Origin of the sequence: Enterobacter cloacae complex sp. 418I7, from assembly GCF_050030705.1 — a bacterium.
GTDB classification, from domain to species: domain Bacteria; phylum Pseudomonadota; class Gammaproteobacteria; order Enterobacterales; family Enterobacteriaceae; genus Enterobacter; species Enterobacter intestinihominis.
This window is the reverse complement of the sequence record NZ_JBLGUU010000001.1, coordinates 2,783,527-2,796,911: the sequence shown is the minus strand read 5'-3', so window position 1 is coordinate 2,796,911 and position 13,385 is coordinate 2,783,527. Positions and strand designations below refer to the sequence as shown.

The window sequence follows — 13,385 nt, the reverse complement described above, 5'->3', positions numbered from 1 at the left end:
GTACGCGCCAGCGCCACCCGGCTCTTATGTATCTTTACGCCTCCTGCTCCACCAGCTCAGCCTCAACTTCCCGCGCCCCTTCATTCTGCGACAGCATCGCCGTCGCAATCCCGTTCCCCAGCACGTTAATGGCCGATCGGCCCATATCCAGGAAATGGTCAATCCCCATCAGCAGCAGGATCCCGGCTACCGGAATGTTAAAGCCTGGAATGGTTGCCGCCAGCACCACCAGCGACGAGCGCGGTACGCCCGCAATGCCCTTCGAGGCCAGCATCAGCGTTAACATCAGCACCGTCACCTCGGTAAAACTCAGGTGAATGTTGTACGCCTGGGCAATAAACATTGAGGCGAACGAGCAGTACACCATGGAGCCGACCAGGTTAAACGAGTAGCCGATCGGCAGGACGAAAGAGGCGATATTCCGTGAACAACCAAAGCGCGCTAACTGCTCCAGCGTTTTTGGGTATGCCGCTTCAGAGCTGCTGGTGGTAAACGCCACCAGCACCGGATCTTTCAGCATCGCCACCAGACGGAAAATCTCTTTCTTCAGTACCATGTAACCCACGGCCAGCAATACAAGACAGGTCAGGAGGATCGCCACATAATAACCGCCAATAAACGAGGCATAGTTCAGCAAAATGCCCAGCCCCTGGGTGGCAATGACGGACGAAATCGCCGCGAAAATGGCCAGCGGCGCAACGTACATCACGTAGCCCGTCACCTTCAGCATAATGTGGGATACCACATCCAGCGCCGCGACCAGCGGGGCGTTGAATTTTTGGCCCAGTGACGCGCCGCCAATGCCGAAGAACATCGAGAAGACCACAATTTGCAGGATCTCATTGTTCGCCATCGCGCCGGCAATGCTGGTTGGAATGGTGTGTGACAGGAAGGCTTTCAGCGACATCCCGCTCACGGCCAGGCCGGTATCAACCGTCTCTGTCGGAATGCTCAGGTTCAGACCGCTGCCGGGTTGTTCAAGGGTAACAATAAACAGCCCCACCAGAATGGAAAGTACGGATGAGCTGATAAACCACACCATCGCTTTACCCCCGACGCGCCCAATCGTAGACGTTTCACCCAGCCTCATAATGCCCACCGTCAGGGTGCTGAACACCAGCGGGGCTATCACCATCTTGATCAGCCGCAGGAAAATATCGGTCAGCAGGGTGATGTTCTCCGACCAGGCCTGTATCGCGTCGGACGAAGCATACTCATGGATCGCCGCACCGGAAAGAATGCCCGCCAGCATGAAAATCACGATGAAGAGCGTGAGTTTGTTTGCACTTGCCACAAAAAGATCCTCTATGCGCTAAAAGAGTTTCCTGCGTCAATGCATACAAAATTTTTATTTAAGCGCAGGAAAATATTCGGGGCATAAATTGAAGTAAAGCTGCGTGAGTTACAACTTGTTTTTAATTTTTATGAAATTCGTTGTTTTTAACATGACGATATATTGTGACTCAGATCACACTACAGGCGATATATCCTCAAGTTAAGCAAGAATAATGCCCATTTTTTTTTGCTAACCCTTTGTAATGTTTGTTAATAACCTGTTAATTCGAGCGGGGTTGCCCTCTTTTTGATGAAAGTGGTTGAAGTGCTAACCATAAACTAAATTCTCAGTAACCGCGCCGGGGAATGTTTAAGCGGGGCTAACATACTGAACAGTATGAATAAAATATGGCAAGCGAACCTATATTTCTTCTGGAGGGTGGTAAATGAAAAGAAAACTTCTTTTTATCTGCGCGGGCACGCTGCTGACGGCGGCAACGGTCGGTCAGGCTCTCGCGGTCACCAGTAGCGGCACTATCGGCGCGACGTTGACGCTGACCAACGGCTGCTTGATCAACGGCTCGCCAACGCAAAACGGCATTAACTTCGGGACGCTCGATTTCGGCACTCATCCTGCAACATTCTCCACCCTGACAACCCAGTTAACCGGTGCCAGCGGAGGAAACACCTTTACCATTCAATGTACCACTGCCAGTTACACGGTGGCGATCACCGGCAACACTAACGCTACCGCACCCGGAACCGTTGTCGGCACCCCAGGTACGCCGGGCCGCTATCTGGTCAACACCGCCAATGCGGCGCAGGGCGTTGCCTACAGCCTGTTCAGCGATAGTGGTTACAACAACGTGGTTGCGAACAATGCCGCGTTGCCGGTCGCCTCTACTGCGGGTGGGGTGGATAGCTACACCCTCTACGCACGCATTACGGGCGGCGGCAATAGCGTGACGGTCGTACCGGGAACCTATACCGACACGATTAACGTCAGCGTCACCTACTGATTCAGCCATGAAGGCATTGTTATGTCTGCGCGACAGCGCAGAGGGCGTCGTGCACCCTTTTTTGACCCTGTTGGTCGGGCTGATGTTGATCCCAGACGCCGGGGCGGTGACGTCCCAGTCATTCAGGGTGAGCGCGACGGTTGTGCCTGGATGCTCGGTGAGCACCGGCACCGGCGGGCGTTTCGGTACGCTGAATTTCGGGACCCGCAGCGGCGTGGAGAGCGCACCGGTCAGCACCAGCTTTGTTGCCGACGGCGCGTTGTCCATCGCCTGCACACCGGGTGTGGCGCTAAGTATGAGCATTAATGGCGGTCAGAATTATAGCTCTGTGCGGCGGATGACGCGTTCAGGCGGGACAGAGGTGGTCGGTTACCGGCTCTACAGCAGCAGCTCTCTGGCCGCAAACAGTGAAATTGGGGTTAACCAGGCAATACCGATTACCTATACCAACAGCAATAACATCGCGCTGCCTCTTTTTGGCGTCGCGCTTTTGACCGGGTTTAGCCCGTCAGGAACGTATTCAGATCAACTCACCGTGACCTTGTCATGGTAGGAAAGGGAGAGCATTGATGAAGCCATTTTTCAGGCGGTCAGGCCTGTTGAGTCTGTTGGGGATAACGGCCCTTACAGCGGTTAAGGCGCAAGCAGCCGCAACCATTCTTCTTTGGCCTATCGATCCGTGGCTTTCGGCAGACGCCAGAGCAACTGAATTGTGGATCCAGAATCAGGGCAACAGCGCCACGACAATGCAGATACGCATTGTGCGCTGGAAACAGGAGGGCGGATATGAGCGTTACACCGCCCAGCAGGATGTGGTCGCCAGCCCGCCGATCGTGACTATCGCTAAAGGCAGTAAACAGCTTATTCGCCTGATTAAGCAGGGGACGATCCCGTCCGGCGTCGAGCAAGCCTACCGCATCATTGTGGATGAGATTCCCCAGCCGGATGCAAAAGCGGAACCGTCTATGGGCCTCAAACTGCAAATGCGCTATTCCATTCCCTTATTTGTTTATGGACAGGGGATCCCCACCCTCAACGAAGGAGAGCATCACGCGCTGGCGAACACTCAGCAGCTCAACTGGCGGGTCATTCAGGAGGAGGGGAAACCCGCGCTTGAGGTCCGCAATCAGGGGAACGTTCACGTCAGGCTCAGCCAGGTTGCGGTTGAGCAGGGCGGGCAAAAACGCACGGTTGCCGAGGGGCTGCTGGGTTATGTGCTGCCAGGCAGCACCCGAAGCTGGCCGCTTCCGGCAGGGATTTATCAGCCGAATCGGATGAGCGCGCAAATTAATGCCAGGGATACGCAATGGCAATCGACGCCCGTCAACTGAAACCGGCGATGATGATCCTGCTTTGCGTCAGTACCAGCGCATTTGCCGAAACCGGCGACGACAGTTTACCGCCGCCGCCGGACGCGCGGACGATGAACGGCGAAGCTGTATTCCAGCTCGCCCTGGTGCTGAACCACTATGACACGGGTCTGGTGGTGCCGGTGACGCAGCGCGAGGGCGCCTGGTTTATTTCAGGAGCGGATTTGCTTCGCGCCGGACTGCCGCAGGAGCATGTGCCTGCCGGAGAGGTGAACCTTTCAACGCTCTCATCGGTACGCATAGAGTATGACAGCAGCGCCCAGCGGCTCATGCTGACGGTCCCCCGGGACTGGGTTGCGGCGCGGATCACGTCGTTTAGCGGTCAGAGCGCGCAAAGCAAGCCGCATTATGGCCGGGGCGCGCTGCTCAACTACGACGTTTATACCAACCATACCGAACATACGGGCGGCCAGGCGTCGGTGTGGCATGAGTTCCGCTATTTCAACGAAGACTATTCGTTTTCTTCGACAGGGTACGCCCGACAGAATTTCGCCGGAAGCAGCGGGCAGCAGGAAGGATACGTGCGCTATGACTCAACCCTGCTGATCACCAACGAGGAGGATGCCACCACCTGGACCGTTGGGGACGTCATCAGCGATGCGCTGAGCTGGAGCACCAGCGTGCGGATGGGCGGGATCAGCTATGGGCGCGACTTCTCCCTGCGTCCGGATCTTGTGACCTGGCCGCTGCCGGCGTTTTCCGGTGAGGCGGCCGTCCCGACCTCGGTCGATCTCTTTATTAATGGCTACCGTTCCGGCTCCACCCGCCTTCAGCCGGGGCCGTTTACCCTCACTAATCTGCCGTACATCAACGGCGCAGGGGATGCGGTACTGGTCACCACCGACGCGCTGGGACGTCAGGTGAGCACCACGCTGCCGTTTTATGTCAGCAGCGATCTGCTGAAGCAGGGGTTAAGCGACGGCGCCGTGACGCTGGGCAGCCTGCGGCGCAACTACGGTATAGAGAATTTTGACTATGGCCCGGCGGCGGGCAGCGGATCGTATCGCTACGGGGTGACCGACTGGCTGACGCTGGAGGGGCATGCGGAAGGGGCGGAGTCGCTGGCGCTCGGCGGCGCGGGCACGGTGCTGAAGCTCGGGCGTTTTGGCGTGGTGAACACGTCTTATACCCAAAGCCGGATGCGCGGCGACGAAGGGGGCCAGATGAACTGGGGCTATCAGTACAGCACCAGCGAGTTTAGCGTAGCGACCCAGCATACCCGACGCGACCGCGGCTTCGGCAACCTCGCCCTGTACGATCAGCCCACCGTTTATGATGAATATGATAACCCCGTTGCCAGCCTGAGCCGCAATACCGACCAGTACTCCTTAACCTTTAACCTCGGTGATTACGGCAATATCGGTGCGGCGTGGATCGGCGTGGAGAGTTTTGACAGCCGGAAAACCGAGCTGCTCAACCTCTCCTGGAGCCGAAATCTGTGGCGCTCAAGCAGTATTTACCTGGCGGCCAGCCGTGACCAGCAGCGGGACGACTGGACGGTTGCGCTGTCGTTGCAGGTCCCTCTGGGCGAACGTGACAGCGCCGCCGTTACCTTTGAAAACACGCCTGATGCAGGCAGCACTCAACGCATTAACTACAACCACTCGATGCCGTCTGACGGCGGCTTTAGCTGGAACATGGCCTGGGCCAACCAGTCGCGGTCGAGTAACTATCAACAGGCCACGCTCGGCTGGCGGAATAACAATGTTGAGCTTCAGGGCGGCGGCTACGGTGAGAAGGGGATGATGACCTGGTGGGGCGAGGCGATGGGCTCTGTCGTCCTGATGGACGGTGAGCTGTTTGCGGCGAACAAAATCAACGATGCGTTTGTGGTGATCAGCACCGACGGACATCCGGACGTACCCGTCAGCTACGAGAACCAGCCGGTTGGTAAAACCAATAACAAAGGTTATCTGCTGGTCAGCGGCGTTTCCGCCTATTACCCGGCGAGCTACCGCATTGATACCCTGAACTTACCTGCGGATACCCGGCTGAAAGAGACCGAGCGTCGGGTGGCGATTCGTCGGCATAACGGTTATCTGGTGGATTTCCCGATGGAGCAGGAGCGGGTTGCCAGCGTGATCCTGCATGACGCGCAGGGCAATGCGATCCCGGTGGGAAGCCAGGTCAAACGCGCGTCCCGCAGTAGCGCGGTTGTTGGCTACGACGGCCTCGCCTGGCTGGAAAACCTCAACGATGTGAATCCTCTGGAGGTCATCACCCCGGACGGTAAACGCTGTATCGCAACGTTGAACGTGGGCGCAAATCCCGAGCATAAGCTGCAAACCTACGGTCCGCTGACCTGCCGGGAGGCGCCGTGAAACGCCTGTTGATAGCCATACTGTTGCTGTTCCCGGGCAGCGGCTGGGCGGCCTGCACCGTCAGTACGGTGAACGCCTCGTTTGGCAGCGTCACCTCATTCGCCCTGAGCAGTACGGGGGAGGTGCAAACCACCGGCACGCTGGTGGTGTCCTGCGATACTGTTCTCAACCTGCTAACCAACGACTCGGTGACGCTGACCTACACCTCGGCGTCGATAGCCGCCAACAGCCGCGCCACCATGAAACGTACCGATAATGCGGCCATCGCGGACGTTATCCCCACGCGCCTGTGCGGTGCCACTGGCTGCGGCGGAAACAGTGAAGTACAAATCAGCAAAACCTATACCTGGAATGGCAACACCCTGCTCGGGCTGCTGGGGTCAAGGCGCTACAACATTCCGCTTTATTTCCGTACTGTGCCGGGGCAGAACGTCACGGCCGGGCCGTACCAGGTGTTGTTAACGTTCAGCATCAACTACAACGTGTGCGCCGTTGGCGCGGGCGGGCTATGCCTGACCCCGCAAACCGGCACGGCAACTACCTCCATTCTCCTCAACATGACCGTCACCAACGATTGCAGCACGATGACCACGCCGGACGTGAATTTTAACAGCGCGCCGCTGGTGCAAAATTTTCCCACCGTTTCGCAGTCGATCGCCGTCACCTGCACTAAGGGCAGCACCTACACCATAGGCATTAATAATGGAGCAAACGCCCTGAACAACGTTCGTCGTATGGTTAGCGGCAGCAATTTTATGAGTTACGACATCTATAAAGAGGCGACCAGCAACCGCTGGGGCGGCAGTGGCAGCGAGCGCTGGGCCAGCGCCAGCTCATCCCAGGTCAGTACCGACGGGCTTTTACGCACCTATAACTACAGCGCTAAGGTCCTGACCAGCCAGGCCACGCCGCCTGCCGGAACCTACACCGACACGCTGATCGTTGACGTCGCGTTCTGACACCCCGCGCTTTTCCCTTTCGCAAATGTAAAGTTCCCGTGGCCCCTGCCGATAACACCGTTAATCAATCGATGAGAAGGTGTTGTATGTTGAACCGTATCCGCGTTGTCACAATGCTTATGATGGTGCTGGTCATTTTCGCACTTCTTCAGCTTATTTCTGGCGGCCTCTTTTTCTCCTCGTTAAAACAGAACCAGGACAGCTTCGCGGCCTCGAACGATTTGCGGATGCAGCAAAGCGAACTGACCACAACCTGGGATCTGATGTTGCAGACGCGTATCAATCTGAGCCGCTCGTCTGCCCGCATGATGATGGATCCGAACAACCAGCAGAGCAGCGCAAAAACGGAACTGCTGAAGAATGCGCGCGCCACGCTGGCAGACGCGGCGAAACATTACGAGGCCTTCAAAAAAATCGCCCCTCAGCCCGCAATGGCGCAGGCGAGCGCGAACATAGATGAAAAATATCTGGCCTACTTCGCCGGCCTCACGGAGCTGGTGCAGTTCCTGGAGAAGGGCAATATGGATGCCTATTTCGCGCAGCCGACCCAGGGCATGCAGAACGCCCTCGGCGCGGCGCTCGGCGAGTACGCCAAAGCCAGCGGCGAGCTTTATCACTCCGCCTTTACGCAAAGCCAGAACGACTACCGTTTCGCGAAATGGCAGATGGCGGTGCTCGCCCTCGCGCTGGTCATCGTGCTGGTGGCCGTGTGGTACGGCATTCGTCATATCCTTCTTAATCCGCTTGGCCGCGTCATTGCCCATATCCGCGATATTGGCCGGGGCGATCTCACGAAAACGCTGACCGTTTCTGGTCGCAACGAGATCACCGAGCTGGCGACCAGCGTCGACCATATGCAGCGTTCGCTGATTGATACCGTCGCCAACGTGCGCGAGGGGGCGGATGCCATCTATACCGGCACGAGTGAAATCGCGATGGGCAACAACGATCTCTCGTCCCGTACCGAACAGCAGGCGTCCGCTCTGGAAGAGACGGCGGCAAGCATGGAGCAGCTCACCGCGACCGTGAAGCAGAATGCCGACAACGCCCGTCAGGCGTCGCAGCTTGCAGAAAGCGCGTCCGACACCGCCCAGCGCGGCGGTCGGGTGGTCGACGGCGTGGTGAAAACCATGCATGACATTGCCGACAGCTCGAAGAAAATCGCCGATATCATCAGCGTTATCGACGGCATCGCCTTCCAGACCAACATTCTCGCGCTGAACGCGGCCGTTGAAGCGGCGCGTGCGGGCGAGCAGGGACGTGGGTTTGCCGTGGTCGCTGGCGAAGTACGTAACCTCGCCAGCCGCAGCGCCAATGCGGCGAAAGAGATCAAAGCCCTGATTGAAGACTCTGTTTCACGCGTGGATACCGGCTCGGTGCTGGTGGAAAGTGCGGGTGAAACCATGAATGACATCGTGAATGCCGTGACGCGCGTGACGGACATCATGGGTGAAATCGCCTCTGCATCGGATGAGCAGAGTCGTGGTATTGACCAGGTCGCTCTGGCGGTATCGGAAATGGATCGTGTGACGCAGCAAAACGCCGCCCTGGTGCAGGAGTCCGCTGCCGCGGCCGCTGCGCTTGAGGAGCAGGCGAGCCGCCTGAAAATGGCCGTCTCGGCGTTCCGTCTTACTTCAAAAACAACAAATACGGTCAGCTCGCGGTCAGCGTACAGCGAAGCAACCCCGGCGCCCGTGACAACACCTACGCGCGCAGCGGTGACCGGACAAGATGAAAACTGGGAAACATTTTGACTGACAATTAAACCGCGGCTGCTTGCCGCTTGATGGGAGCGTGGATGTTAAATCGTATTCGTATCTCGACCACACTGTTTTTGATTCTGATCCTGTGTGGGGTTTTGCAGGTTGGCAGTAACGGGTTGTCTTTCTGGGCGTTTCGCGATGGCTATCAGAATTTGCAGGAAGTTGAGACGAGTAATCAGCAGCGCTCCGCACTGGCACAAACGCGTGCCGTGCTGTTACAGGCAAGCACTGCGCTGAACAAAGCAGGGACGTTAACCGCGCTGAGCTATCCGCCGGATGATATTAAGGCGCTGATGGTCGTGGCCCGCAGCAGCCTGAAGCAGGCCGACGCGCAGTTTAAGACGTTTACGGCGCAGGAGGCGGTGAGTGAGAAAGAGAAAACGCTGAAAGTCGCCATGAAAAAGACCTTTGATGTGTGGTACGGCGATCTCGACCATCAGGCGACGTGGCTGGAGAACAACCAGCTTTCTGACTTCCTGACCGCGCCGGTGCAGGCGTCTCAGACGGCATTTGACGACAGCTTTAACGCATGGCAGCAGGATATTAACCAGTTTGTGGCGCGTGCCGGTGCGGACAGCCGTACCAGCTACCGCATGTCAGGGGTGATTTTCCTGACCATGGTGATCCTGGCCGCCCTGCTGACCGGCGGCTCGCTGTGGTGGTCGCGCAAAATGATCGTCCAGCCGCTGGCGATCATCAGCAGCCACTTCGACAGTATGGCGAAGGGCGACCTGGCGCGTCCGGTGGCCGTGTATGGCAGGAATGAAATATCAGCGATTTTCGCCAGCCTGAAGGCGATGCAGAGTTCGCTGCGGGAAACGGTAAGCAACGTTCGTCAGGGCAGTTACGCCATGCATACCGGGATCTCCGAGATTGCGGCAGGCAATAACGACCTCTCATCCCGCACCGAACAGCAGGCGGCATCGCTGGCGCAGACGGCGGCCAGCATGGAGCAACTGACCGCGACGGTAAGCCAGAACGCCGATAACGCGCGTCAGGCGTCCGACTTGTCAAAACAGGCGGCGATGACGGCGAAACGTGGGGGCGACCAGGCTTCTCACGTCGCCAGCACGATGCAGCAGATTGCCGCCAGCTCGCAGAAAATTGGCGACATTATCAGCGTCATCGACGGTATCGCGTTCCAGACCAATATTCTGGCGCTGAACGCGGCCGTTGAAGCGGCGCGTGCCGGAGAGCAGGGGCGCGGGTTCGCGGTGGTTGCCGGTGAAGTCCGAAACCTCGCTAGTCGCAGCGCCAACGCGGCGAAAGAGATCAAAGGGCTGATAGAAGAGTCGGTCTCCCGCGTTCAGCAGGGCTCCGCGCTGGTGGATACCGCCGCGCAGACCATGCACGAGATTGTCACCTCCGTGACGCGGGTTAACGACATTATGGGCGAGATTGCCTCGGCGTCTGATGAACAACGCCGTGGTATTGAGCAGGTGGCGCAGGCCGTTACACAGATGGATCAGGTTACGCAGCAGAACGCCTCACTGGTGGAAGAGGCGGCGGCGGCTACCGATCAGCTGGCAAACCAGGCGGATCACCTTACCGGGTTGGTCGCCGTATTTAATGTGAAAGAGCACGTTGAAGCAGTAACAGAAGTCGGACGGTCACAGGCCGTACCCGTTGTATCCTGAATGTGATTGAGAAGGCGCTATGACATCACCCATGCCCTCAGGGCAAACGTCATTATTGTTGCAGATGACACAGCGCCTCGCGCTGTCCGACGCGCATTTTCGTCGGATATGTCAGTTAATCTACCAGCGTGCGGGGATCGTGCTTGCGGACCATAAGCGAGACATGGTCTACAACCGGCTGGTGCGGCGCTTGCGCACGCTGGGGCTGGATGATTTTGGCCGCTATCTGAGCATGCTCGAAGCGAACCAGAACAGCGCCGAATGGCAGGCATTTATCAACTCATTAACCACCAACCTGACCGCGTTTTTCCGCGAGGCGCATCACTTCCCGGTGCTGGCGGAACACGCCCGTCGCCGTAGCGGAGAGTATCGCGTCTGGAGCGCGGCAGCCTCTACCGGGGAAGAGCCGTACTCGCTGGCCATCACCCTTGCAGACACCCTGGGAATGGCGCCGGGCCGCTGGAAAGTGTACGCCAGCGACATCGACACCGAAGTGCTGGAAAAAGCCCGTAACGGCGTTTATCGCCAGGATGAACTAAAAACGCTGTCTCCTCAGCAGCTACAGCGTTACTTCATGCGCGGTACCGGCCCGCATGAAGGACTGGTGCGCGTACGCCAGGAGCTGGCGAACTGCGTGGAATTCGCCCCCGTTAATTTACTGGATAAGCAGTACAACGTGCCGGGGCCATTCGACGCCATTTTTTGCCGTAACGTGATGATCTATTTTGATAAAACGACGCAACAGGACATCCTGCGTCGCTTTGTTCCGTTGCTCAAGCCTGACGGTTTACTGTTTGCCGGGCACTCGGAAAACTTCAGCAACCTCGTGCGTGAGTTTAGCCTGCGTGGGCAAACGGTTTATGCGCTGAGTAAGGAAAAAGCATGAGTAAAATCAGGGTATTGTCTGTCGATGATTCTGCGCTGATGCGTCAGATCATGACCGAAATCATCAATAGCCACAGCGATATGGAGATGGTGGCAACAGCGCCCGATCCGCTGGTCGCGCGGGATTTAATCAAAAAATATAACCCCGACGTGCTGACGCTGGATGTCGAAATGCCACGCATGGATGGCATCGATTTCCTGGAAAAATTAATGCGCCTGCGCCCGATGCCGGTGGTGATGGTGTCATCTCTGACCGGTAAAGGTTCAGAAATCACCCTGCGCGCGCTGGAGCTGGGGGCGGTGGATTTTGTCACCAAGCCGCAGCTCGGCATTCGCGAGGGGATGCTGGCGTACAGCGAGATGATCGCCGAGAAAATCCGTACCGCGTCGCGCGCAAAACTGGCGGCCCACAAGCCGATGGCCGCGCCGGCAACCCTGAAGGCCGGACCGTTACTCAGCTCGGAAAAACTGCTGGTCATTGGGGCGTCAACCGGAGGAACAGAGGCAATTCGCCATGTACTCCAGCCATTGCCGCTCTCAAGCCCGGGTATCCTGATTACGCAACATATGCCGCCGGGCTTTACCCGCTCATTCGCGGAGCGCCTGAATAAGCTGTGCCAGATCAGCGTGAAAGAGGCGGAAGACGGCGAGCGCGTGCTGCCAGGTCACGCGTATATCGCCCCGGGTGACAAACATATGGAGCTGGCGCGCAGCGGGGCGAACTATCAAATCAAAATTCATGACGGGCCGCCGGTTAACCGGCACCGTCCGTCGGTGGATGTGCTGTTTCATTCGGTGGCGAAACATGCGGGGCGCAACGCCGTGGGGGTGATCCTGACGGGGATGGGCAACGACGGCGCCGCCGGAATGCTCGCGATGCACCAGGCTGGCGCCTGGACGATTGCGCAGAATGAAGCAAGTTGTGTGGTGTTCGGCATGCCGCGCGAGGCCATCAATATGGGTGGCGTAAGCGAAGTGGTCGATCTTAGCCAGGTAAGCCAGCAGATGCTGGCGAAAATCAGTGCCGGACAGGCAATACGTATTTGACTCAGGAGTATTATTTTATGGCGGATAAAGAGCTTAAGTTTTTGGTTGTGGATGACTTTTCCACCATGCGTCGCATTGTGCGCAACCTGCTAAAAGAGCTAGGCTTCAACAACGTTGAAGAAGCAGAAGACGGGGTGGATGCGCTGAACAAACTCCAGGCTGGCGGGTTTGGTTTTGTGATTTCCGACTGGAACATGCCGAACATGGACGGTCTCGAACTGCTAAAAACCATCCGCGCAGATGCAGGCATGGCCTCTCTGCCGGTGCTGATGGTGACCGCAGAAGCGAAGAAAGAGAACATTATTGCCGCTGCACAGGCGGGCGCAAGCGGCTACGTGGTGAAGCCATTCACCGCGGCGACTCTGGAAGAGAAGCTCGGGAAGATCTTCGAGAAACTCGGCATGTGAGGTGATGGAAATGTTGCAACCTGCTATGAAACCCGTTGAAGAACATTCGCCGAGCGACATTATTGCCCGTATTGGTAGCCTGACCCGCATGCTGCGCGACAGCCTCCGTGAGCTGGGGCTGGACCAGGCTATCGCCGAAGCGGCGGAAGCCATCCCCGACGCGCGCGACCGTCTGGACTACGTGGTGCAGATGACCGCGCAGGCGGCCGAGCGAGCGCTGAACAGCGTTGAGGCGTCACAGCCGCACCAGGATGCGATGGAGAAGGGGGCGAAAGCGCTGACCCAACGCTGGGATGAGTGGTTTGAGAACCCCATTGAGCTGGCGGATGCCCGCGAACTGGTAACGGACACCCGTCAGTTCCTGGGCGATGTGCCAGGGCACACCAGCTTCACCAATGCGCAACTGCTGGACATCATGATGGCGCAGGATTTCCAGGACCTCACCGGCCAGGTGATCAAGCGCATGATGGATGTGATTCAGGAGATTGAACGTCAGCTGTTGATGGTGCTGCTGGAAAATATTCCGGAACCGGCTGCCCGTCCGAAACGCGAGAACGAAAGCCTGCTCAATGGTCCACAGCTTGACACCAGCAAAGCGGGCGTGGTGGCAAGCCAGGATCAGGTGGACGATCTGCTGGACAGTCTTGGTTTCTGATTGCCTTTCTGCCTCAGGCTGTGAACGCGGCCTGAGGTTGTTCAGAA

Annotated in this window: 12 protein-coding genes; 11 read left to right on the top strand and 1 reads right to left on the bottom strand. The window is 57.7% G+C overall.

Going from position 1 to position 13,385, the window contains the following annotated elements; translation table 11 throughout:
- Nucleotides 1–34: 34 nt before the first annotated feature.
- Nucleotides 35–1,294 carry a dicarboxylate/amino acid:cation symporter gene (locus tag ACQG0S_RS13560; RefSeq protein WP_048966686.1) on the bottom strand — a complete coding sequence of 420 codons (1,260 nt, stop codon included), beginning with the start codon at nucleotides 1,292–1,294 and terminating at the stop codon, nucleotides 35–37.
- A 427-nt stretch (nucleotides 1,295–1,721) separates the two neighbouring features.
- Here ACQG0S_RS13560 and ACQG0S_RS13555 point away from each other — a divergent pair, with 427 nt between their 5' ends.
- The 11 genes from ACQG0S_RS13555 (at nucleotide 1,722) to cheZ (ending at nucleotide 13,338) form a co-directional block, all read left to right on the top strand.
- Entirely contained in the window at nucleotides 1,722–2,294 is a 573-nt protein-coding gene (locus tag ACQG0S_RS13555) for a spore coat protein U domain-containing protein (RefSeq protein ID WP_022648508.1), read from the top strand.
- Between the two features lie 7 nt (nucleotides 2,295–2,301).
- Entirely contained in the window at nucleotides 2,302–2,847 is a 546-nt protein-coding gene (locus ACQG0S_RS13550; RefSeq protein ID WP_022648507.1) for a Csu type fimbrial protein, read from the top strand.
- A gap of 16 nt (nucleotides 2,848–2,863) precedes the next feature.
- Nucleotides 2,864–3,625 (top strand): fimbrial biogenesis chaperone, encoded by a 762-nt coding sequence (locus ACQG0S_RS13545; protein ID WP_023300459.1) that lies wholly within the window; start codon nucleotides 2,864–2,866, stop codon nucleotides 3,623–3,625.
- Entirely contained in the window at nucleotides 3,601–5,985 is a 2,385-nt protein-coding gene (locus ACQG0S_RS13540) for a fimbria/pilus outer membrane usher protein (RefSeq protein WP_048966687.1), read from the top strand. Before ACQG0S_RS13545 ends, ACQG0S_RS13540 begins: the two co-directional genes overlap by 25 nt.
- Nucleotides 5,982–6,944, top strand: a complete 963-nt coding sequence (locus ACQG0S_RS13535; RefSeq protein WP_048966688.1) for a Csu type fimbrial protein — start codon at nucleotides 5,982–5,984, stop codon at nucleotides 6,942–6,944. Before ACQG0S_RS13540 ends, ACQG0S_RS13535 begins: the two co-directional genes overlap by 4 nt.
- 86 nt (nucleotides 6,945–7,030) lie before the next feature.
- On the top strand, nucleotides 7,031–8,698 hold the full coding sequence (gene tar, locus ACQG0S_RS13530; protein WP_032624034.1) for a methyl-accepting chemotaxis protein II: 1,668 nt from the start codon (nucleotides 7,031–7,033) through the stop codon (nucleotides 8,696–8,698).
- A gap of 44 nt (nucleotides 8,699–8,742) precedes the next feature.
- Nucleotides 8,743–10,344, top strand: coding sequence for a methyl-accepting chemotaxis protein IV (tap, locus tag ACQG0S_RS13525; RefSeq protein ID WP_048966689.1), 1,602 nt, complete (start codon nucleotides 8,743–8,745; stop codon nucleotides 10,342–10,344).
- A gap of 19 nt (nucleotides 10,345–10,363) precedes the next feature.
- Nucleotides 10,364–11,230: a protein-glutamate O-methyltransferase CheR gene (cheR, locus tag ACQG0S_RS13520; RefSeq protein ID WP_017384409.1), complete on the top strand. Its 867-nt coding sequence runs from the start codon at nucleotides 10,364–10,366 to the stop codon at nucleotides 11,228–11,230.
- Nucleotides 11,227–12,276, top strand: coding sequence for a protein-glutamate methylesterase/protein-glutamine glutaminase (locus tag ACQG0S_RS13515; protein ID WP_014884341.1), 1,050 nt, complete (start codon nucleotides 11,227–11,229; stop codon nucleotides 12,274–12,276). The genes cheR and ACQG0S_RS13515 overlap by 4 nt, the downstream gene beginning before the upstream one ends.
- A 17-nt stretch (nucleotides 12,277–12,293) precedes the next feature.
- Nucleotides 12,294–12,683, top strand: coding sequence for a chemotaxis response regulator CheY (gene cheY, locus ACQG0S_RS13510; RefSeq protein ID WP_000763862.1), 390 nt, complete (start codon nucleotides 12,294–12,296; stop codon nucleotides 12,681–12,683).
- A gap of 10 nt (nucleotides 12,684–12,693) precedes the next feature.
- Nucleotides 12,694–13,338, top strand: coding sequence for a protein phosphatase CheZ (gene cheZ, locus ACQG0S_RS13505; RefSeq protein WP_022648501.1), 645 nt, complete (start codon nucleotides 12,694–12,696; stop codon nucleotides 13,336–13,338).
- Nucleotides 13,339–13,385 lie beyond the last annotated feature (47 nt).